This window comes from Bacillus shivajii (assembly GCF_020519665.1).
Classification (GTDB): Bacteria; Bacillota; Bacilli; order Bacillales; family Salisediminibacteriaceae; genus Bacillus_CA; species Bacillus_CA shivajii.
In genome coordinates this window covers 338,579-358,957 of the sequence record NZ_CP084703.1, presented here as the reverse complement: position 1 = coordinate 358,957, position 20,379 = coordinate 338,579, and the positions used below count along the sequence as shown (strand labels likewise).

At 39.1% G+C, this 20,379-nt stretch carries 21 protein-coding genes; 8 read left to right on the top strand and 13 right to left on the bottom strand.

Annotated features, from left to right (window positions below; translation table 11 throughout):
* Window positions 1-7 precede the first annotated feature (7 nt).
* The 6 genes from LGQ02_RS01855 to LGQ02_RS01830 all read right to left on the bottom strand — a co-directional run bounded on the left by LGQ02_RS01855 (window position 8) and on the right by LGQ02_RS01830 (window position 4,977).
* Window positions 8-580, bottom strand: a complete 573-nt coding sequence (locus tag LGQ02_RS01855) for a carbonic anhydrase (RefSeq protein ID WP_226516560.1) — start codon at window positions 578-580, stop codon at window positions 8-10.
* Complete coding sequence (locus tag LGQ02_RS01850; RefSeq protein WP_226516559.1) at window positions 570-2,252, bottom strand: SulP family inorganic anion transporter; 1,683 nt, start codon at window positions 2,250-2,252, stop codon at window positions 570-572. Before LGQ02_RS01850 ends, LGQ02_RS01855 begins: the two co-directional genes overlap by 11 nt.
* Before the next feature lie 91 nt (window positions 2,253-2,343).
* Entirely contained in the window at window positions 2,344-2,571 is a 228-nt protein-coding gene (locus LGQ02_RS01845; protein WP_226516558.1) for a sulfurtransferase TusA family protein, read from the bottom strand.
* 93 nt (window positions 2,572-2,664) lie between these two features.
* A complete protein-coding gene (locus LGQ02_RS01840) occupies window positions 2,665-3,804 on the bottom strand; it encodes an MBL fold metallo-hydrolase (protein ID WP_226516557.1) in 1,140 nt (379 codons plus the stop codon).
* Between the two features lie 112 nt (window positions 3,805-3,916).
* Entirely contained in the window at window positions 3,917-4,312 is a 396-nt protein-coding gene (locus LGQ02_RS01835; RefSeq protein ID WP_226516556.1) for a DsrE/DsrF/DrsH-like family protein, read from the bottom strand.
* Between the two features lie 95 nt (window positions 4,313-4,407).
* On the bottom strand, window positions 4,408-4,977 hold the full coding sequence (locus tag LGQ02_RS01830; RefSeq protein WP_226516555.1) for a sulfurtransferase TusA family protein: 570 nt from the start codon (window positions 4,975-4,977) through the stop codon (window positions 4,408-4,410).
* A 1,261-nt stretch (window positions 4,978-6,238) separates the two neighbouring features.
* Here LGQ02_RS01830 and LGQ02_RS01825 point away from each other — a divergent pair.
* The 5 genes from LGQ02_RS01825 (at window position 6,239) to LGQ02_RS01805 (ending at window position 10,261) form a co-directional block, all read left to right on the top strand.
* Entirely contained in the window at window positions 6,239-6,964 is a 726-nt protein-coding gene (locus LGQ02_RS01825) for a hypothetical protein (RefSeq protein WP_226516554.1), read from the top strand.
* A complete protein-coding gene (locus tag LGQ02_RS01820; RefSeq protein WP_226516553.1) occupies window positions 6,952-7,695 on the top strand; it encodes a cytochrome c biogenesis CcdA family protein in 744 nt (247 codons plus the stop codon). Before LGQ02_RS01825 ends, LGQ02_RS01820 begins: the two co-directional genes overlap by 13 nt.
* A gap of 145 nt (window positions 7,696-7,840) precedes the next feature.
* Window positions 7,841-8,452, top strand: coding sequence for a redoxin domain-containing protein (locus tag LGQ02_RS01815; protein WP_226516552.1), 612 nt, complete (start codon window positions 7,841-7,843; stop codon window positions 8,450-8,452).
* A gap of 38 nt (window positions 8,453-8,490) precedes the next feature.
* Window positions 8,491-9,171, top strand: coding sequence for a response regulator transcription factor (locus tag LGQ02_RS01810; protein WP_226516551.1), 681 nt, complete (start codon window positions 8,491-8,493; stop codon window positions 9,169-9,171).
* On the top strand, window positions 9,161-10,261 hold the full coding sequence (locus tag LGQ02_RS01805; RefSeq protein ID WP_226516550.1) for a sensor histidine kinase: 1,101 nt from the start codon (window positions 9,161-9,163) through the stop codon (window positions 10,259-10,261). Before LGQ02_RS01810 ends, LGQ02_RS01805 begins: the two co-directional genes overlap by 11 nt.
* Before the next feature lie 194 nt (window positions 10,262-10,455).
* Here LGQ02_RS01805 and LGQ02_RS01800 read toward each other — a convergent pair whose 3' ends face one another.
* From LGQ02_RS01800 to shc, 4 genes are all read right to left on the bottom strand, one after another.
* The gene (locus LGQ02_RS01800) at window positions 10,456-10,716 is read right to left on the bottom strand and encodes a metal-sensitive transcriptional regulator (RefSeq protein WP_226516549.1); all 261 of its coding nucleotides are present in this window, start codon (window positions 10,714-10,716) and stop codon (window positions 10,456-10,458) included.
* 79 nt (window positions 10,717-10,795) lie between these two features.
* The gene (locus tag LGQ02_RS01795) at window positions 10,796-11,173 is read right to left on the bottom strand and encodes a rhodanese-like domain-containing protein (RefSeq protein ID WP_226516548.1); all 378 of its coding nucleotides are present in this window, start codon (window positions 11,171-11,173) and stop codon (window positions 10,796-10,798) included.
* Window positions 11,174-11,269: 96 nt separating this feature from the next.
* Window positions 11,270-11,758 carry a DsrE/DsrF/DrsH-like family protein gene (locus LGQ02_RS01790; protein ID WP_404802398.1) on the bottom strand — a complete coding sequence of 163 codons (489 nt, stop codon included), beginning with the start codon at window positions 11,756-11,758 and terminating at the stop codon, window positions 11,270-11,272.
* 174 nt (window positions 11,759-11,932) lie between these two features.
* On the bottom strand, window positions 11,933-13,801 hold the full coding sequence (gene shc, locus LGQ02_RS01785; protein WP_226516546.1) for a squalene--hopene cyclase: 1,869 nt from the start codon (window positions 13,799-13,801) through the stop codon (window positions 11,933-11,935).
* 204 nt (window positions 13,802-14,005) lie between these two features.
* On the opposite strand from shc, the gene LGQ02_RS01780 reads away from it, so the two are divergent.
* Window positions 14,006-14,452 carry a CBS domain-containing protein gene (locus LGQ02_RS01780; protein WP_319003504.1) on the top strand — a complete coding sequence of 149 codons (447 nt, stop codon included), beginning with the start codon at window positions 14,006-14,008 and terminating at the stop codon, window positions 14,450-14,452.
* Between the two features lie 470 nt (window positions 14,453-14,922).
* Here LGQ02_RS01780 and LGQ02_RS01775 read toward each other — a convergent pair whose 3' ends face one another.
* Window positions 14,923-16,287, bottom strand: a complete 1,365-nt coding sequence (locus LGQ02_RS01775; protein ID WP_226516545.1) for a sensor histidine kinase — start codon at window positions 16,285-16,287, stop codon at window positions 14,923-14,925.
* Window positions 16,268-16,978 carry a response regulator transcription factor gene (locus tag LGQ02_RS01770; protein ID WP_226516544.1) on the bottom strand — a complete coding sequence of 237 codons (711 nt, stop codon included), beginning with the start codon at window positions 16,976-16,978 and terminating at the stop codon, window positions 16,268-16,270. The genes LGQ02_RS01775 and LGQ02_RS01770 overlap by 20 nt, the downstream gene beginning before the upstream one ends.
* Window positions 16,979-17,407: 429 nt before the next feature.
* Between LGQ02_RS01770 and LGQ02_RS01765 the strand changes: the two genes are divergently transcribed.
* Window positions 17,408-17,662, top strand: coding sequence for a CUE domain-containing protein (locus tag LGQ02_RS01765; RefSeq protein ID WP_226516543.1), 255 nt, complete (start codon window positions 17,408-17,410; stop codon window positions 17,660-17,662).
* A gap of 201 nt (window positions 17,663-17,863) precedes the next feature.
* The gene (locus LGQ02_RS01760) at window positions 17,864-18,097 is read left to right on the top strand and encodes an SHOCT domain-containing protein (RefSeq protein ID WP_226516542.1); all 234 of its coding nucleotides are present in this window, start codon (window positions 17,864-17,866) and stop codon (window positions 18,095-18,097) included.
* Between the two features lie 287 nt (window positions 18,098-18,384).
* Here the strand turns inward: LGQ02_RS01760 and LGQ02_RS01755 are convergent, their stop codons facing one another.
* On the bottom strand, window positions 18,385-20,346 hold the full coding sequence (locus LGQ02_RS01755; RefSeq protein WP_226516541.1) for a CoA-disulfide reductase: 1,962 nt from the start codon (window positions 20,344-20,346) through the stop codon (window positions 18,385-18,387).
* Window positions 20,347-20,379: the final 33 nt, after the last annotated feature.

Here is a 20,379-nt window from a genome sequence, read left to right as displayed (position 1 = left end):
TTTAAACTTAGTTTATCGCTTTTATCATTTCACTAGTTACAAACTGAAGCTCGCCATTTGTTAAGTCAAAAACCATTCCAATCACAGGAACGTTGTGTCCATGCTCCAAGTATACAGGATGACTTTTCATATTTTCCACTTGAGCCAACACGTTATGTGTAGCTAAACTCTTCGAGGAACAAGCGCCATCCCCTTTACGAGGTAAACTGTCTTGAATATGTGAAAGCCATGACTTCATTTCTTCATCCTCATATTCATTCCAAGCAGCATCGATTCCACCACAACCAGTGTGCCCAATAATAATAATGTAACTGACCTTTAAATAGTGAAGCGCATAGTATAAGCCTGTTGCAAGGCTCTCATCATCATGACTCACCTGATTTGCAACATTACGGTGTATCAACATTTTCCCAAGTGGCATTCCCGTAATGACTGACGGACTTACCCTTGAATCACTACAAGATATCATAAAGAATTCAGGTTTTTGACCTTCTTGTAGTTTTGAAAAAAAATCCGGATCAATCTCATTCATACGCTTTATAAATTCTTGGTTTTTCTCTCGTAACGTTTCAACGTTCATTGCCATCACCTCTTTCAATTTTGGCGAACGCTTCATCAATCGTATGAACAATGTTATCTTCATATTTTTTTCCGAACGTTGCTTTTTTCAAGAGATCTCTTACAGGCCCTTTCACAGTAGCGAAATAAACGTTAATACCTTGTTCATTTTCATGCGTGACCCATTCATCAAGCTCATCAATGGCAACAGCATCCATATCGTTGACTGCGGAAAAATCTAAAATGACATCGGTTACGTTACGGTTGTTTGTTAAATAATTACGAAGCTTCTCCTCTATATAAGCCATGTTTGCAAAATATAGTGCTGAATCAATCCGGATAATGAGCGTGCTCTCATCTGTTTTCGCCTCTGGAAAGCGTTTGACGTTACGATATACACCTAAATCTTCAACCCAACCAAGTTGGGCTATATGTGGCTTTCCACTTCTGTATATGAAAACAGCGAGTGAAAAGACGACTCCAATGGCAATACCTGCTTCGATCCCAATCATTAGTGTCGCGATAAATGTTACGAATAACGACATCGCATCGACTCGTTTGACTTCCCAAAGATGTTTCAATTCTTTCACATCGATTAATCCATAAACAGCAACGATAATGATCGCGGCAAGTACCGCCTGTGGTAAGTAATAAAACCACGAAGTGAAAAAGAGCAACGTAATAATAATAAAAATGGCGGTAAACATAGTGGCCAGCCCTGACTTTGCACCAGCATCGTAGTTTACAGCTGAACGGGAGAATCCACCAGTGACTGGAAAACCAGAGAAGAAGCTCGTTCCAATGTTCGCCACCCCTAACGCACGGAGCTCTTGATTCGGTTCAATCGGATATTTTTCTTTCGTTGCAATCACTTTTGCCATTGCGTATGACTCAACGAAGGCAATAATTGATATCGTTATCGCGATTGGCAGGAGTGCTGTAATAACTGAAGGGTTGATCATTGGGATCGAAAGGCTCGGTAAGCCTTGTGGAATGTCACCAACAATTTTCACTCCAGCATCATGGATGTCGAGAATTTGGACAAAAACAATGGAAAGAACGACAACCACAAGTGGACCTGGTATCTTTGGCACCTTCTTTTTCAGTAAAAAGAGAATGACTATGCTGATTAGACCTATAAGGACAGTTGGGAGATGGACACTTGAGATTTGTCGGACTGCTTCATACAAAAGCACAAAGATATTTTTTGAATTCCCTAAGTCAACACCTAGTAAATGCTTTAGTTGGCTGAAACCGATGATGATTGCTGCCGCAGATGTAAAACCACTTATAACAGCATGAGAGATGAATTTTGTGATTGCTCCTAATTTAAAGACACCTAAAAGGAGCTGAATAACACCAACGAGTAAGGCAAGGAGCAATACGTATGAAATATATTCGTCTGTCCCTGGTTCAGCAAGACCGGATACTCCGGTAAAAACAAGTAATGAGACCATGGCGACAGGGCCTACTGCAAGCTGTCTTGATGTACCAAAAAGTGCATATATAATGAGTGGGATTGTTGAAGCATAAAGACCTATAACAGGTGGCAATCCAGCAAGCATCGCATATGCCATCCCTTGAGGAATGAGCATGATCGCAACTATAAGACCTGCATTTAAGTCGCCACGTAAGTCTTTTCTTAAGTCATAATGTTTTGAAAGCGTATCTAGTAAAGGAAACCAAGAACGCATTATTAGTCACCTACTTCCCTCTAATACGGATGTTCACAAAATTGTCGGGGACCTGGTCCCCGACAATTTTATGAACATTCTATTTATTAGTTTAAGATTTTTTTAACCAGAATTTAAGGACACCGTCTTCTTCTGTATCTTTAAGAAACTCGTTACCTGATGATTTTGCCCATGCTGGAAGGTCAGCTTTTGCTCCTTTATCCGTTACGTGTACTTCGAGAATGTCACCTGCGTTTAATGTGTCCATTTCTTTTTTTACCTTTACGACTGGCATTGGACAAGCTAACCCTTTAGCGTCTAATACTTTTGTACTTTCCATTTTTAATATTCCCCTTTCGTTTTTCACGAGTTTTATTGTGGTTTGGCGGAGACGCCGGTATGGCGACTGCCCAAGCATCTTCTTTATCTATTATTATTCACTTACAGCACAGCGATTTGGACCAATTTCCATTTCTGTTTGTTCTTCATCTGATGGATCGACTTTCCCCATGTTTGTTTGACGAATTTCTTGGTACGCATTTGGTTGTGGTGGTAAGTTTTCTGAAACAGTTTTACGGAATTCACTTTCATCGTCAATGTTTAAACCGTGGTTTTTCTCAAAAAGTACACCAAGCTTTTCCATAATACGACCTTGGCTATCCATCTCTTCATGTTTTGCAAAGTGAGCTGGTAATACGTAAAGCTCTCCACTTAAGTCTGCATAGATGCTGTAAAGCGTGTTACGAAGATCTGCAACCCAGTCTTCTGCTTTACCAGCAAGGTCAGGACGTCCGATGGAGTCGATAAACAGGATGTCTCCTGAGATCAAGTATTGGTCATCAATCACCATTGACGTACTTCCGATCGTGTGACCCGGTGAGTAGATCGGATGGATTGTCACTTTTGTGTTTCCAACTTTAATATCCTTGCCATCTTCAAGCGCTTCGTATTCAAATGTCACTTCCTCTGCATCTTTTGGAGGCAGCCAGTACGTTGCATTTGTTTTCTCACGAAGCTTACGTCCTCCAGAGATGTGGTCTGCGTGTAGGTGCGTGTCGATGACATGCTTTAATGTTAAGTTGTGTTCTTTAAGGAATTCTTCGTATGGCTCTGTCATACGTGCAGAATCGATAATTGCTGCCTCACCGTTTGATACAACAAGGTAAGAAAGACATCCTTTACCTAGACGGACAAATTGATAAATCTCTCCGCCATCTTTTAAGTCACCAAGCTTTACCGGCTCTAAATGTTCACTCCAAGACTTCATTCCACCTTCTAAATAATGAACGTCACGTTCTACGTCTTGCGCTTCAACGATTTGGTCAGCTACAAATTGAGACGATCCTTCTTTCGCACACACAACTAAAAGCGGCTTATCTGTTGGAAGTTGATCAAGAATGTCGTCTACTCCATCCATAAGGTCGAAGTACGGCTTGTTAATAATGTGTACGCCTTCCCCTTCGATTCTCCAATCATCAAATGCATCGGTGTTACGAACATCTAAAATGAAGATTTCTTCACGATTAATTACCTTATTCCCAAGTTCTTTAGCAGTCATTGGTTTCATACTCATAGTAAAGTACCTCCCTTGGTATTCGTTCACAAAATTGTACGGGACCTGGTCCCTGAAATTTCAATTATTCCACTGTTTTTGGCATGGTTCTTGCCCTTTTGTGGCAAATTTATTAGAACGTTAATGTTGTATTTGCATCTTTCGCGAAATCTAGGAATGATGCTGCACCGCCAACTTCAACTCCATCAACGAATGCATCTTTTTCAAGGTCCATAACGTCCATTGTCATTTGACAACCGATAAATTTTACTCCTAAGTCTTGTGCAGTTGTCACAAGTTCTTCAATAGAAGGAACGTTAGCTTTTTGGAAGCCTTCTTGCATATGCTCTGCTCCTTCAGGCATTGGAAGCTGCTTGTGCCCTTCTTTATGAATGAGCTGTAACCCCTCAAAAGTAAAGAATACTGTCACTTCTGATCCAGACGCTGCCGCGGCAGTCGCCAAGTTATATACTTTATAGGCATCGAATAAACCACCGTTTGCCGCAATAATCGCTACTTTGTTACTCATGTTTGTAACCTCCTTAGTATTCATTCACAAATTTGTACGGGACCTGGTCCCTGAATTTTTTGTTATAACACTGTTTTTGGCATGGTTCTTGCGAGTTAATCTGACTCGGTTTCGCCTTGCCATTCGGACATTCCTGGCTTAACGTTCGTTACATTTTTAAAGCCTCTTTCTTCTAGTAATTGAGCGGCCATGTTACTACGATTTCCTGTACGACAAACGACATAAATGTCATCATCTTCGTTTAGCTCTTTAATTCGTGAGTCAAGCTCGCCTAATGGCATTGATTGTGCTTTAGGAATTCTAGCGAATGCATATTCAGCTGGTTCTCGAACATCAATCACTTTAATGTCATCTCCTGATTTCAACTTTGCTTCAAGCTCATCATTATTTATGACGTGTGGATACGTCGTTTCTTCTTTTGCTTCACTAGGGTCTGCTTTACGAATGTAATGAATGAGTACATCTCCATCTTCTTTAGATCCTAAATACTGGTGGCCTGTGTTTTTCGCCCAACCTTGCATATCAGCTAGTGAACCTTGATCGGTTGCTTGAATTTCTAACACTTGCCCTGGTTCTAATTCATCAACCTTTTTCTTTGTCTTAACAATTGGCATTGGGCATGCTAACCCTTTTGCATCTAATACATGATCTACTTTAATACTCATATCGCATTCCTCCTGAATACATTTTAAGGATTATTTCTAAATAACTGACTGAACATCATCTTGTTTAGTGTGTTCAATAAAGGTTTACCTATATACCTAGTGGGGTATTATTCCGCTTAAATTTTTTTAGGGTTATAATTACCATAACCCCTATAGGTATATTACAAAACATATAAAGTTTTGTCAACTCCCCTTGGATCTGAACCTTCGATTAAATGTTACGCCCTCTATAATGAGGGGCCTTAAAACGATGCGTTAATACTAGACAATCACTTCAATAGGGATGTTGTTTTTTTGTTCCTCAACATTACCCCTGTGGGTATATTACAAAACATATAAAGTTTTGTCAACTCCCCCTTAGATCTGAACCTTTGATTAAATGTTACGCCCTCTATAATGAGGGGCCTTAAAACGATGCGTTAATACTAGACAAACACTTTAATAGGGATGTTGTTATTTTGTTTATTAAAATTACCCCTGCGGGTTTATTACAAAACATATAAAGTTTTGTCAACTACCCTTGGATCTGAACTTTTGATTAAATGTTACGCCCTTTATAATGAGGGGCCTTAAAACGATGCGTTAATACTAGACAAACACTTCAATAGGAATGTTGTTGTTTTGTTTCTCGCAATTACCCCTATGGGTATATTACAAAATATATAAAGTTTTGTCAACTGAATTTACTAATTTTTCCTTGATTACGTATTGTAGGAAGATGAAACTTATTTAATAAGGATATTTACCGAATGTAAAACAATTAAAACTTCTTTTTATTCGGCTACCTTACGAAAGATTTTCCTTTATAGCTTATAATTTCAGTCAATTTTTTTACTAGTAGATACTCCTATCTCCTGGGAACTAGTGCAACATCTATAATTCCCTCACCTTGTTCGCTTTCACGGTGTCTTCTGTGAACCTGGATAACACTACAACTTTTCGAAAATAATCTTTCTCCAAATAAACCGGCAGAGCAAACGCCAACAAGTGATTATAGAATTGTTCAAATAAACTACGCTCAAAGTTTATGTTAGACACCTCCAATATTCCACTAATGTTTGTCCACCGCCTTTTTCATTTACCAATAAGCTCATCATATGCCCCTCATTGTATACATATCACTTCTTCATAAGGAAACCTTTAATCTTTTTGTCAACACTTTTCACAAAATTGTACTAGACCTGGTCCCCGAACTTTTTTATTAACTTTCATGAAATTTTCATAAAGGGTCTTTATTGTTATTGGGGAAAGGATGATTTGCATGCACGATGTTTGGATGGTCGGTCCTGTTATCCTTCCTGTTGTCTGGCTGGTTACGGCTATTTCGTTAATCATTGGGTTTCTCTTTTTACGTTATTTTTCTCCTTATAAAGAAAAGAGCCACCAGATAATAAGAGATCGGACGGCTAATGGAGTTATTTTTATCATTATTGGTTTTTATTTCGGCTCAATTCCATTAAATATGACAACCTTTTTACGCGATCCGCTCGCTGTCCTTAGTTACCCTAGTGGGCAATATGAGCTGATTATGGGGCTTCTTATCGCACTCATTTATTTCATTATTCAGCACATCAAAAAACAAGCATTTATGAGAGATACATTAACAGCCCTATTCTTTGTCGTTCTCGTTGCTGATTTCATTTTTGCTTTTTCAACAGGCAGCTCTGGCTCAACTGTTACGACAGAGTCCATTCCATTTCCAGAGCATCCAACCGCACTTTACACAATGCTCATAACTGGAACAGCTGCCATGCTCCTTGTAAAAACAATGCAAATACCTCTAGAAAGACGTGCGGAATACACATTGTTGACCTTTATCGGTTGGAGTTTCGGAAAGTGGACCATTACTTCCTTTGAAGTCACATCACATTTTTTCAGTGTTTATGTTACAGACGACTTCTACTTATTTTTCATGCTCGCAACAGCAGTGGTCTTGATATTAAAAATAGCTATTAAAAAGAAACAGGTGATTGGATGGAAGAATTAGCAAACATTACAATTTGGGCAGCTTTTGCTGCAGGTGTTATCTCATTTATTTCTCCTTGTACGTTACCGTTATTTCCGGCTTATCTTTCTTACATAACCGGGATGAGTGTAAAAGAACTTGAAGCAAATCAGAACCAACAAGTCCGCAAGCAGTTGATGCTTCATACTTTATTTTTCTTACTTGGGGTTTCGTCTATTTTCTTTGCACTCGGCGTTGGAGCAACGTTCTTCGGACAATGGCTACAAGGACTCATTATCGGATCCTCTGGTGACTTAGTTCAGCGGTTAGCAGGTATTTTCATTGTATTTATGGGGTTATTCGTCGCAGGAGTCATCAATATGAACTGGCTGATGAAAGAAAAGCGATTCAGATTTGCGAGAAAACCTGCAGGATTTCTCGGTACAACTTTTGTTGGCATGGGTTTTGCCGCAGGTTGGACGCCTTGTATCGGGCCAATCTTCGCTTCCATTCTTATGCTCGCTACGAGCGATCCATCACAAGGGTTCTTGTACACAGCGTTATATATTACTGGATTTGCACTTCCTTTTTTCGTTTTAACATTTTTTATTGGTTCGACGAAGTGGATCATCAAATACAGCCAAATCATTATGAAAATTGGTGGATCAATCATGATCATTATGGGCGTTCTTCTGTTCACCGGAAAGCTAGCAGAAATCTCGATATTTATCTTGCGGTTGATTGAAGGAACATGGCTCGAAAGACTCGGTTAAAGGAAACACACCGATTTACAAGTCTTAAGACGAAAACAGAGGCTTTGTTGAACTTATACTTTTTATCTACGTCGAATAAGCAACGCAACGATGCCTAAATTTTATAAGGTCTTAAAGTGTAAAAAATAAGAAAGGGTGGATATGAATGAAAAAGTGGATTCTATCTATAGTACTGTTTGGGATGATCGGTTGGACACTATATGAATCAATCGATTGGGAAAGTTCATCAAGGCAAGGAAGTGATGAAGTCGTACCTGAAGAAGCCGAATTTGAAGATGCTAACAATGACAATGAACAAACGGAAAAGGAACAGATTGTCATCGACGAAGATGATATTGGCCTAGACGAAGGAAATTACGCACCCGATTTCACATTAGAAACGTTAGACGGGGAAACAATGAATCTGTCTGATTTTCGCGGTCAAAAAGTGATGATTAACTTTTGGGCAACATGGTGTCCTCCTTGCCGAGCAGAAATGCCAGATATGCAAGAAGTCTATGAAAATCACGACATTCAAATCATTGCCGTTAACCTAACTGAAACGGAACCAAGCGTTGATCAAGTAAAGGATTTTCGTGATGATTTCGGGTTAACTTTCCCTATCCTGCTAGATCATGATATTGAAGTTGCTGGCCTTTATGAAATTCAACCAATCCCTACATCATATATGATTGATACAGAAGGTCGTGTACAAAGTATTGCCTTTGGTGCATTAAATAAAGAAATGATGGTACAACGTTTTGAAAATATCGACTAAAATAAGGATATATACATCATTTTACGAAGGTGATTACGATGAGCCAACTTGTCCTCGTTGTAGAAGACGACGATATGATGAGAGATTTAATCAAAATTTATCTTGAGAAGGACAATTATGAAGTCATCACGGCTGCAGACGGCGAAGAAGCAAAAGAACAGTTTACGATGCACTCGCCATGTCTTGTTATTCTTGATCTCATGCTTCCAAAGGTGAGTGGTGAAGAAGTTTGTGAATGGATTCGAGAACAAGAACGAAATGAAGTGTCGATCATTATGCTAACTGCCAAAACGAGTAGTGAGCAGAAAATCAAAGGTTTGAAAATTGGGGCGGATGACTATATTACAAAACCATTTAGCCCTAATGAAGTAGTAGCTAGAGTTGAAGCCGTACTCCGTAGAGGTGGACAATTTTGTCAGAAAATTAGTCACCGAGGACTTGTCATTAAGCCGCGTAAAGGGGAAGTGCTACTAAATGGCGAGCAAACCAAACTAACAAAGTACGAGTTCAACTTGCTCTATTACTTCATGGAAAACCCGAATGTTGTTTTATCACGCGAACAACTCGTTGAGCAGATTCACCCTTATGCTGAAAGTACGATCATGGATCGTACCATAGACGCTCATATAAAAAAGCTTCGCGAAAAAATTGAAGATACCCCTTCAAAACCTGAAAGAATCATTACAGTACGAGGAATGGGGTATCAATTTGTTCCATAAATCAAATAACAAGTCACCAAGCATGTTCTTTCAACTGACATCGATCAATTTTGGAATCGTCGCTCTTCTCATTATCATTAGTAGTTATACAATCTATACTACCGCTTGTTTTCTTGTGGAGGAGCTCCCGGCTGTATCTGAAGAAAAACAAAGTGCATTTAATGAGCAATTAGCCGTTTTTTTATGGTGGATTACACCGGTCATCATTGTCGTAGGTGCGTTGTTTCACTATATTTTCACAAAAAGAATGATGACCCCACTGCAAGAGCTTGTAAAATCAACAACTGCACTAAAAGAGGGAAAGTATCCTCCTCAAATTACGACAACTTCTTTTCGAGAGATCGATCAATTAACCATGCATTTTAATGAACTGAACACGCGTTTAGAAAAGAACGAAGAGGCACGTAACAAGATGTTAACGGATATGGCTCATGAATTACGCACACCACTTTCTAACATTAACGGTTACCTTGAAGCAATGAAAGATGGGGTAATTAACGGTAACCCTGCTCTCTATCAATCGCTTCATAAAGAGTCAGAACGGTTAATTGACATGGTCGAGCAGATTCATGAAATGAGTAAGTGGAATGAAATTTCTTCTTATTCAATGGGACAAAAAGAAAAACATGATATTCGTACAGTTCTAGAAGAAAGCATCGGATTATTCGAATTAAAAATGAAAACAAAAGGGATTCCGTTCGAGTCTGAGCTTATGCCTAAACAATTATTTATAAATAAAGAAGGCATACAGCAAGCTGTCACAAATTTATTGCAAAATGCGATTCAGTATTATGAAAATGATGACCTCATCCCTATTAAAATTTGTGGTTTTGTCGAAGGCGATATGTATGAAATTCAAGTAACAAGCCCCGGCCCTCCTATTCCAGAAGAAGATAGAGAGTGGCTATTCGAACGCTTTTACCGGATCGACTCATCACGCAGTCGAAAAACAGGTGGGACTGGGTTAGGTCTTGCTATCGTAAAGGAGATTGTCGTTACACATCATCAAGGTGGTGTCGGTGTTACTTCTTCAAACAATATCCATACATTTTCAATGAAGCTACCGATGAAAAATACCCCAAGTAGTTGATGCGCTACTTGGGGTATTCCTTATTCATCAGTTTTTTGTTGACCTGATGAATATGCTTGATCTATTTTGACGACTTCATACTGTTACTTGCGAGTTTCTCCGTTTACTTGCGACTTTCTCCGTTTACTTGCGACTTTCTCCGTTTACTTGCGACTTTCCCCAGTTACTTGCGACTTTTCTCAGTTAATAGTTCTTTATCGACTTTTAACAAGCATCTGGATTGCTTCTTCAATCATTTCTTCACGCTCTGCTTCTGTTTCTGTATCATCTCGTAAACAAACTTCTAAATTTTTGGCGACGACATATGCGGTTGCACGATCCACTGCAGAACGAATCGCTGACATTTGCGTAATAATGGATTTACAATCTTTCTCTTCCTCCATCATTTTTACAATGCCACGTACTTGACCTTCGATTCGCTTCATTCTGTTTTTCATATCTTGTGAGTATTCCATTATTACCCTCCTACGAGTACAAGTTATTTCGATTTGTCAATAAAGTTCACAAAATTGTACGGGACCTGGTCCCGTACAATTATTTTTTTATTGGGCCTGCCCAACTGGACATGCCACCTCGGACATTAATCAAGTTAGAATAACCTGCTTTTTTCAGTTTTTTCGCTGCAAGCATACTACGATTTCCGCTTCTACAGATTAAGACGATTTCTTTATCTTTTGGAAATGTGTTTATTTTAGATCCCAGTTCACTTAACGGAATATTTTTCATCTCTCTTATGTGACCTGATTTAAATTCATGCTTTTCCCTCACATCAACAAAATAAGCACCTTGCTTTGATTCTATTTTTTTCTTTAGATCGTCTGTTGTGATTTGCCCGACACCTTTTGCTGGCATCATTTGCTTTACTAAGAAGATAAAAAGAGCAGCCATCAGTGCATAAATGATTAGATCCATTGTCATTTCTCCTTTAAGAAGCAAGTAAAAAATTCACGAATCCAACAGAGAAACGTCCTTCCTCTATTGAATCCGATCATGTTTTAAACAAGCGAATTAAATAAACAAGTTAATATTTGAGTCTTCTGCTTCTGCAAGGTATGCTGCGACACCTGCAAATTCAAGACCATCAATGAGTTCTTCTTTTTGTAATCCCATAACGTCCATTGACATTGTACATGCGACCATCTTGACATCTAAGTCTTGTGCTAATTCAATTAACTCAGGAAGTGTTGTCACATTGTGTTCTTTCATCATTTTTTTCATTAAGTTAGAACCAACACCGCCAAAATTCATTTTAGATAGACCTAATTTTTTCGGTCCTCTTGGCATCATTTTACCGAACATTTTTTGTAAGAAGTTTTTGTTTTTTACATTGATTGCTTCATCTTTCCGAAGAACATTCAGCCCCCAAAATGTAAAGAACATTGTTACTTGTTTCCCCATTGCTGCCGCTCCTGTTGCGATAATAAAACTTGCAATGGCTTTATCTAAATCACCGTCAAATACGATCATTGTTGCATTATTTTTCGGATTGTTTTCCATGTTTTCCATGAATCATTTCCCCTTTCAAATTTTAATCGTCACATACCGTGTGCGGTATCTTTCCTACAGATACAATATTATACCCTATCAGGTATGTTGTCAACCTTATAAACATAAAAATATAGTTAAGATCTAAAAAAACCGTAGCACCCTTCAAGTGATACGGTTAAGAAGTTACATAAATTTATTTCGATAATGACTCAATGTAAGAAGTGGCCATATATATCGGTAGCTATGATAGTTGATATAAAAATCTCCAGGAAGGCCAGCCCCAGTTGGATAACGGTGCTGCCAACTATCTGTTGCAAGTAAGTTTATTAACTGATTGATCCCCCTCTTCATCTCATCAGTCGGTTGATCATAAAAAGAAATGAGAGCGTCTAAAGCCCAGGCTGTTTGAGAAGGGGTACTCGCATTTAATGGAACATATTTTTTGTAAACATCGCTGTAACAAGACTCCCCCCAGCCACCATCATCATGTTGAACGGACAGTAACCAACCAGTCCCTCTTTTTAGCGCTGAATGATTCGAATGTACTCCAACTGCTTTCAAGCCTGTAATCGCAGCCCATGTTCCATATATATAACAAATCCCCCAGCGTCCGTACCACGAACCATTTTTTTCTTGATGCTTCATTAACCAGTTTACCCCTTTACGTATGTTCGGATAGATTCGGCTTAAATGAACACCATTACCTAAAAATTCGAGCGCCCTGCCTGTTAAATCTGCAGTTGAAGGGTCTAGAAAAACACGTTCTGCATCTTTAAATGGAATAAGAGCAGCAAAAGGCTTATTAAGGTTCCTTTCAAAAGCTGGCCAACCGCCATCATTATTTTGCATCGTTAAAAGCCAAGATGCACCTCTAGAAAAGCTATTTTGGTAATTTCCATACCGGGCAGCGATCCGATGAATCGCTCTTAAAGATGCGGACGTGTCATCGACATCAGGATTGATTGTATTAATATGTGAGAAGCCCCAACCACCTGGCATTGTAAAAGGATTAGTAAGTGCCCAATCACCAAATTTATAATGTTGTTTCGATAATAGGTATTCTCCTGCTTTTATAATCATTGGGGCTGTTTCAGGTACACCCGCTTTTTGCAATGAATGACTAATAAGTGCCGTGTCCCATACGGTAGATGTCGTAAATTGAGCATGCCATTGCCCATTTGTATGGCATATGAATTGTTTCAGGCCTTGAACCGCACGCACAATCATTGGATGACTTCGGTTATATCCGAGAGAAAACAAAGCAAAAATCATGAAAAAGGTAGCCGGTGCGTAACTATAAAGCGTTCCATCTCGTTCGATCCGTTCGAGCATAAATTGCTCTGCCCTTTTAAATGCTGATTGGCGAACCTGTTGTGGGAACTGTTTTATTTTTTCTATCTCTTTTTTTATTAAAGAAAACACTCTTTCCTCTTGGTTATTCTCATTATTAAGCGTTGAAAAACGAGTGATTATTTCATCTAAGTTAGGGGTTTTTTCCGTTTTTAATTGGTAACGTTGGTTTGAGGTAATTAAAATAGGAGCAAAATGAACACGAGCATAGCCTACAAAGTCATAAAAGCTAATTGGTGATGAAGGCGGGAGTAAAATCATTTCAATCGGGACTCTCAGCTCTTTCGGCCATGTGATTTGGCCGGTAACTGCAAGCATTGCTTTTGTAATATATTGCACTTGGTGAAGTCCGCCTTGTTTAATGATAAATGATTTGGCTTGAATCATATTATCTGCTTGAGGATCGACATAACCTGAATAAAGTAAGGCATAGTATGCTTCCACTGTTGCAGAAAGATTCCCCTCTTTTTCATCATGGAAAAGTTTCCATGTCCCATCCTCATCTTGATGTGCTAGTAATCGTTCCACAAGTTTTTGAATAAGCAGCTCATCACGGTCTTCAAGCGTTCTAAGAAGAATAATCATATAAGCATCTGTAAGTGGGCCAGACTCGAAACAAAACTGCCAAGAACCGTCCGCCTGTTGGGATGTACGTAATTTATGCATGATTGAATCAATCGCAGCATGAATGTTCATTTCCATCTATCCCCTCCTCCTCAATATAATCGTATAACAATACTTGAAAAGAAATGCTCCCTTTAACATAAAAAAGCCCATCCAAAGAGTATCTAATTCCATATTTTTACCACGTGCCAGGCACCTGGAAGTTAATGGAACACAACCCTTCATCAAGCATACATGTTTAATATTTTAATGATCAAACTAACGTGGAAAGGAGAGATTAACTTGAATAACCAAGCTATCCGAAATTTAATGAGTCAACATGTTGTTTCTGTATCACCTCAGCAATCTGTACAAGAAGCTGCCGCATTAATGGAACAAAATGATGTTGGTGCGATTCCTGTTGTTGAAAATGGCCAAGTACGTGGGATTATTACTGATCGCGACATTACACTTCGTGCGACAGCACACGGTATGCAAGGGAATGCACCGGTATCCGAGTGCATGAGTGATCATTTAACAGTTGCTGATGCAAACATTGATGCGCATGAAGCTGCTGAAATCATGGCTCAACATCAAGTTCGCAGACTGCCTGTCGTTGAAAATGGGCAGATCGTTGGAATGCTTTCGATTGGAGACTTAGCCACAGAAAACATTTATCAAAATGAAGCTGGAGAAGCACTATCAAACATATCAATCCCAACGCACAACCACCAACACGGGCAACATTAACACTCCTCTCCTAATAAAGGACTGTCCGCAATGAATGAACATGGTTGCGACAGTCCTTTTTCTTAGAAAGAAAAAAGCCACTATGTTACGATTAAATGAGAGAAATCCAACCTGACAAATAGGAGTTGACTGTGCATACATGGCTCTCTGGACAATCTGTTGGACGTGTGAAGGTAAGGGAACTGTAGAAAAAAATATGTTTTTCTTTAAGCAAGAGGTTAAATGTGAAGATTGTGGTGGTAAAGGTCGCGTAAAAACTTCGTCAATCAGACGAAAGATGTTTCGAAAATCATTAAAAAAACACAACAATAATAACAAGAGCTAAACAAAAAATCCCATAAAACAAGCAAGAATTCATCGGAGAATCTTTGTTTGTTTTATGGGAAGTTTTATAATGAACTTCTTCATTTAACGATATGGATTAAATATCCATGTATTAGACACCTGGATATTTGTGATACTTTACGATTTTACTTGAACGTGACCGTTACCGTTGTTCCGACGCCCTTGTTACTTTCAACTTGGATACTTCCTTTATGCGCATCAATAAGTGCTTTTACAATCGAAAGGCCGATCCCGAGCCCACCTGTTTTACGGTTTCTCGATTTTTCACCACGGAAGAATCGTTCATAAATATGATTGAGCTCTTCTTCAGTCATTCCTTGCCCCGTATCTTTCACAATAAACTGAGTTCCTTCTTCACTATGAAACGCTGATAATTCGACTTCATCACCCTCGTCTGTGTACTTCAACGCATTATTAAGCAAGTTGGTCATGATTTGGATGAAACGGTCCTGGTCTGCATAGAAAGTGTTTGCTGTTGTCTCACCTAGCGTAAAAGTAATCCCTTTTGCTTCAAACGATGGCTTAAACCGTTCATACAACGAACTTAGTAAATCCTCAACATTTAACTCCTCAATATAAAGCTGTAGTTGAGGGTTTTCTGCTGCATGTAATTTTTCCATTTCATTAACAAGCCGTACAAGCCTCATGAGTTCTTGGTGACATTGCCCAAGCCTTTCTTCTGTTGGTTCAAATATTCCGTCTTGCATCGACTCAAGTTGACTTCGCAATGTTGCGAGCGGCGTTCTTAATTCATGAGCGAGGTCACTTGTGAACTGCCTCCGCAGTTGCTCCCCTTTATTTAAGGATTCTGCGAGTTCATTAAACCCTTTCGATAATTCCTCGATTTCTTTTACTTCATGCCCTTCAGGAATTCTTGTTTTTAATTGATGTCGCTTTAATGCATTCGTCGCTTGACTGATTTTTTTCAAACCTCTCGTTAACCTCTTAGAAAAAACAAAGCTAAGGATCAACGATAATGCTGTCATAATAATCACTGCACCTATTAAATACTTATTAAACTGAGTAAGAAACTCAATATCCGCTGTTAAAAATGTGGCAGGGTAATACGCAATGATCGTGGCAACCTCTTCACCATTAACGATTAATGGGTATGACTTTTCGTCGAACATATCCGATTCAAGATCTACATCCCTTTGTGACGCGCCCATCATATGGCTTCTCATTCCACCCATTTCAGCAGAATCAAGCAAAAGTTCTCCATCAAGAGTATATAGTTGAAAGTACAATTGGTCTTCAAAACCGTAATGATGCATTAACATGATCGTCGAATCACTTAGGGCTCCTTCTGTTTGAAGATCGCTCTCTATTTCTTCAGTGAGAGTAGAAATTTGTGCCTCACGATTCGTCGCTAAATATTCATCAAACGTTTCTTGAACACCGAAAAAAATCGCAATGGCAACGAGGAAGATTCCTCCTAATGAAAGCGCAAGAAATGAAGTTAACAGTCTACTATGAAGAGTACGAAGCATCCCGTTTGCCTCCAAACTTATAGCCCATACCAAACACCGTTACAATATACTTTGGATGTTTTGTGTCTTTTTCAATCTTTTTTCTAAGGTTTTTAATGTGGACATCAACACTTCGTTCGTACCCTTCATAAAAACCGTCGTCTTGAATGCCCGTTAATAAATCAGCACGACTAAATACACGGCCAGGGTACTTCGCCATTGCGACTAATAAGTTATATTCAATCGGTGTTAAGGCTACCCATTCGCCCTCAAGAGTGACTTCTTTCTTTTTTATATCAATGACTAGCTCTTTATCGTTAAAAGAAAAGACGTCCATTTTATTCAACGTATTCGTCCGACGTAATATCGCTTCCATCCGAACAATCACTTCACGGGGACTAAACGGTTTTGTGACGTAATCATCTGCACCAATGACAATACCCTCAATTCGATCCTCTTCTTGCGTTTTTGCTGTTAACATCATGATCGGTGTATCTGACGTTTGGCGGATTTGCTTGCAAATTTCTTCACCTGGCATATCCGGTAACATTAAATCGAGAATGATAAAGTCTGGGTTGGTTGACTTGATCCTCTCCAAGCCTTCTTTCCCGTTTTCTGACCATTCTACTTCATAGTTTGCCTTTTCGAGATAAGCTTTTAAAACTTCAATGATCATCGGTTCATCTTCTACAATAAACACTTTTATCGCCATGAATGACCCTCTCCATTCTATTATAAGAAAAGCGCAAGCGCCCTTGTCTCTTCCTCTACAAGTTATGCTTCGTAGTTTATCCGTCGAGACAGCTCACAGCTTGTTCGAAGAAGTTTCGTTTGTCGCTCCCGACGATGAAAACTGGACTGAGCCGAGTGAGATAAAGGAGAGTTGAAAGACGTCAGCCTTTCATTCTCGACTTATCGTAGACGAGGTGAGGGAAGTTTCTCACGTCGATAGGACGCTGAGCTAGACAACTATCCAGGACAAAAATCTTATACTTTTTTATCTGTTGAAAAAAGTATATCATACGATTCAATAGCGTCAGCATGCGAAAGAAAATCTACATAACTTCTTCATATCTTCTTCATTCCTTCTTTATTTCTCGTGGTTAAAATGAAGGTAGAAAAACAAAGGAGATGATGAAACATGAAAAAAATGATTATTGGTGTACTTTCACTAGGTTTAGTATTTGGGGCTGGTGCATCGATTGTAGCTGCTAGCGAAGATGGTTTCCCTGGGTTTGAAGATGGAGTCCCTAAATTTGAAGAAATGTTACCGTTTATGCAACAAATGCACCCAAACTGGTCTGATGATGACCTAGAGTCAATGTATAATGCGTGTCATGGTGAAGATGGTAACCGAGGGCCAGGTATGATGGGTTCAAACTTTGGCAATGAATGATTTTCATGGAGCTCTGGCTGTTTGAGTCAGAGCTTCATTGTTTAAACCGGTTATAACATTTTACGTTTACTTTTTAAAACTTTATTTTCTGTGTTCATACTTTCTTTATAATTATCATTTACAATCAGTTGTATACCCTAAGAGGTTTACGAAGCCAACCTTCACTTAAAAAAAGGTTGTGCAAATACGAGGTGACTTTTCATGATGCATGGATATGGTGTTGGTTTCGGAGGATGGGGCATATTTGGAATGCTCTTTCAAATCGCCCTTCTCGTTGGTTTTGTATACTTGATCGTCTATCTCTTCCAAAGTTTCACTCGTCCAAAGCAAAATGAAGAAAAAACAAGCTTACAAATATTAGAAGAGCGCTATGCACGAGGTGAGATAAGCGAAGAAGAATTTAAAACAAAAAAACGAATATTGAAAGATTCATAACAAAACACGATACCATTACAAACATTTAAATAACCCAGCATTAACTAGGTGCCTGGCACCTAGTTAATACTGGGTTTTCTTTGTTGTTTTCGTTTTAAACCTCATCCATCATTCGACACCTCGATCAATTACTAAAACAATCAGGTATGATTCATGACGAATCGATACAAAAAACATCAAAAAATAGTTAAACAAACGTTTGTTTAGTACGTACCTCTCCCTCTTCAAATCATCCAATAAACCCCAGGTGCCAGGCACCTGGGGTTTATTGTGAAAAGGTATTGGTATTATCCTTTTTGGATGAAAACCGTATTGTACTCTTGAGTACTGCTTTCTTTAAGAATGACATGACCATTCTTTTCACACCATGATGATACATCTCTTGTGAAGTTCGAATCTGTCGCGGTAACTTCTAAGACTTGGCCGCTTGATAATTCTTTTACCGTCTTATTCACATTCATCAGGGGACCAGGGCATTGTATGCCAGTAACGTCAATAGAATGATCTGGAGTTAAATCATTTTCCGCATTCTTATTTACTGCACTTTCTTCACTTTCAGTATTTACACCATTATCATTGATAGAATCGGATAGCACTTCGTTTTTTCGATACACGGCAGAATACGTTTTCCAACCACCATCTAAATTTTTCACGTGATAACCGTTTTCTTGTAAAACTCGAGTCGCCAAGTAACCTCTCAAACCGACTTGACAATAGACATAAACGGTTTGATCCTTCGGTAACTCATTTAATCGATCACGTAAGTCATCAAGTGGAATATTTTTTGCGCCTTCAATATATCCTGCTTCAACCTCGATTGGCGTACGCACATCAATAACCGTTTCACCTTTTTCAATCAACTCATCAATTTCGTTCCATTGCACCGTTTCAAGTACATCATCCATCACATTTGTCGCAACATACCCTGCCATATTTACTGGATCTTTCGCTGAAGAATACGGTGGTGCATAAGCGAGTTCTAAATCCGGTAAGTCTTCTACTGTTAAGCCACCTTTAATCGCAGTCGCAATGACATCAATTCGCTTATCTACCCCAGTTTTTCCGACAGCTTGTGCGCCATAAATCTTTCCTGATTCTTTATCAAAAACAAGTTTTAACGCAATCGCTGAAGCACCTGGATAGTACCCTGCATGAGAGCCTGGGTGAATATGAATCACTTCATATGGAATGCCAAGACGTTGTAATGTTTTTTCGTTGTTTCCCGTTGCAGAAACTGCATAATCAAACACTTTTGCAATCGATGTTCCTAATGTTCCGTTATATTTTTCACCTTTCCCATAAATGTTCCCAGCAACTAGACGCCCTTGGCGATTCGCTGGCCAAGCTAATGGAATCATTGTCGGTTTGCCGTTGATATAATCTTTCACTTCAATGGCATCACCAATCGCGTAAATGTGTGGATCGCTTGTTTGTAAAAAGTCATTTACAATAATTCCACCACGTTCACCGACATCTAGTCCTGCATTTACAGCAAGCTCATTTTCTGGACGAACGCCAATCGATAAAATGATCATATCTGTATCAATTTCTTGTCCAGATTGCGTGATCACTTTCTTTCCTTCATTTTCGAAAGCAGCTACACCATCTTCTAAAATAAGGTTGACCCCTTTATCTTCAAGATGACGGTGAATGATCGATGCCATTTCATAATCAAGCGGCGCCATGACTTGATTACCCATTTCAACAACCGTTACTTCGACACCACGATCATATAAGTTTTCTGCCATCTCGAGCCCAATAAATCCACCACCGACAACGACAGCCCGCTTCGGATTTTCTTCGTCAACATAACCTTTAATGCGATCTGTATCAGGAACATTCCGCAATGTGAAGGCTGCTTTCGTTTCGTTTAAACCAGGAATTGGCGGTACGATCGGACGAGCACCTGGAGATAATACAAGCTCATCATATGACTCCTTGTACGTTTCGCCTGTGTCCACTTTTCTTATCGTTACCGTTTTCTTCTCACGGTCGATCGCTGTCACTTCACTCAAGTTACGAATATCCATATTGAATTTTTTCGACATGCCTTCCACTGTTTGAACAAGTAACTTTTCGCGGTCTTGGATCGTTTCCCCAATGTAATAAGGTAAGCCACAATTGGCGAACGAAATATATTCTCCTTTTTCAAACATCACAATTTGTGATTTTTCATCTAATCTTCTTAAACGCGCTGCAGCAGTCGCACCACCTGCTACTCCGCCGACAATAACAATTTTTTTACTCATGATAAAACCTCCTAAACCACTTCATTACCCCTA

What these genes read in the sequence shown, in the direction of transcription:
- LGQ02_RS01855 (WP_226516560.1), bottom strand. Translation starts at nt 580, where the DNA reads ATGAACGTTGAAACGTTACGAGAGAAAAACCAAGAATTTATAAAGCGT.
- LGQ02_RS01850 (WP_226516559.1), bottom strand. Translation starts at nt 2,252, where the DNA reads ATGCGTTCTTGGTTTCCTTTACTAGATACGCTTTCAAAACATTATGAC.
- LGQ02_RS01845 (WP_226516558.1), bottom strand. Translation starts at nt 2,571, where the DNA reads ATGGAAAGTACAAAAGTATTAGACGCTAAAGGGTTAGCTTGTCCAATG.
- LGQ02_RS01840 (WP_226516557.1), bottom strand. Translation starts at nt 3,804, where the DNA reads ATGAGTATGAAACCAATGACTGCTAAAGAACTTGGGAATAAGGTAATT.
- LGQ02_RS01835 (WP_226516556.1), bottom strand. Translation starts at nt 4,312, where the DNA reads ATGAGTAACAAAGTAGCGATTATTGCGGCAAACGGTGGTTTATTCGAT.
- LGQ02_RS01830 (WP_226516555.1), bottom strand. Translation starts at nt 4,977, where the DNA reads ATGAGTATTAAAGTAGATCATGTATTAGATGCAAAAGGGTTAGCATGC.
- LGQ02_RS01825 (WP_226516554.1), top strand. Translation starts at nt 6,239, where the DNA reads ATGCACGATGTTTGGATGGTCGGTCCTGTTATCCTTCCTGTTGTCTGG.
- LGQ02_RS01820 (WP_226516553.1), top strand. Translation starts at nt 6,952, where the DNA reads ATGGAAGAATTAGCAAACATTACAATTTGGGCAGCTTTTGCTGCAGGT.
- LGQ02_RS01815 (WP_226516552.1), top strand. Translation starts at nt 7,841, where the DNA reads ATGAAAAAGTGGATTCTATCTATAGTACTGTTTGGGATGATCGGTTGG.
- LGQ02_RS01810 (WP_226516551.1), top strand. Translation starts at nt 8,491, where the DNA reads ATGAGCCAACTTGTCCTCGTTGTAGAAGACGACGATATGATGAGAGAT.
- LGQ02_RS01800 (WP_226516549.1), bottom strand. Translation starts at nt 10,716, where the DNA reads ATGGAATACTCACAAGATATGAAAAACAGAATGAAGCGAATCGAAGGT.
- LGQ02_RS01795 (WP_226516548.1), bottom strand. Translation starts at nt 11,173, where the DNA reads ATGGATCTAATCATTTATGCACTGATGGCTGCTCTTTTTATCTTCTTA.
- LGQ02_RS01790 (WP_404802398.1), bottom strand. Translation starts at nt 11,758, where the DNA reads ATGGAAAACAATCCGAAAAATAATGCAACAATGATCGTATTTGACGGT.
- shc (WP_226516546.1), bottom strand. Translation starts at nt 13,801, where the DNA reads ATGGAAATGAACATTCATGCTGCGATTGATTCAATCATGCATAAATTA.
- LGQ02_RS01775 (WP_226516545.1), bottom strand. Translation starts at nt 16,287, where the DNA reads ATGCTTCGTACTCTTCATAGTAGACTGTTAACTTCATTTCTTGCGCTT.
- LGQ02_RS01770 (WP_226516544.1), bottom strand. Translation starts at nt 16,978, where the DNA reads ATGGCGATAAAAGTGTTTATTGTAGAAGATGAACCGATGATCATTGAA.
- LGQ02_RS01765 (WP_226516543.1), top strand. Translation starts at nt 17,408, where the DNA reads ATGAAAAAAATGATTATTGGTGTACTTTCACTAGGTTTAGTATTTGGG.
- LGQ02_RS01760 (WP_226516542.1), top strand. Translation starts at nt 17,864, where the DNA reads ATGATGCATGGATATGGTGTTGGTTTCGGAGGATGGGGCATATTTGGA.
- LGQ02_RS01755 (WP_226516541.1), bottom strand. Translation starts at nt 20,346, where the DNA reads ATGAGTAAAAAAATTGTTATTGTCGGCGGAGTAGCAGGTGGTGCGACT.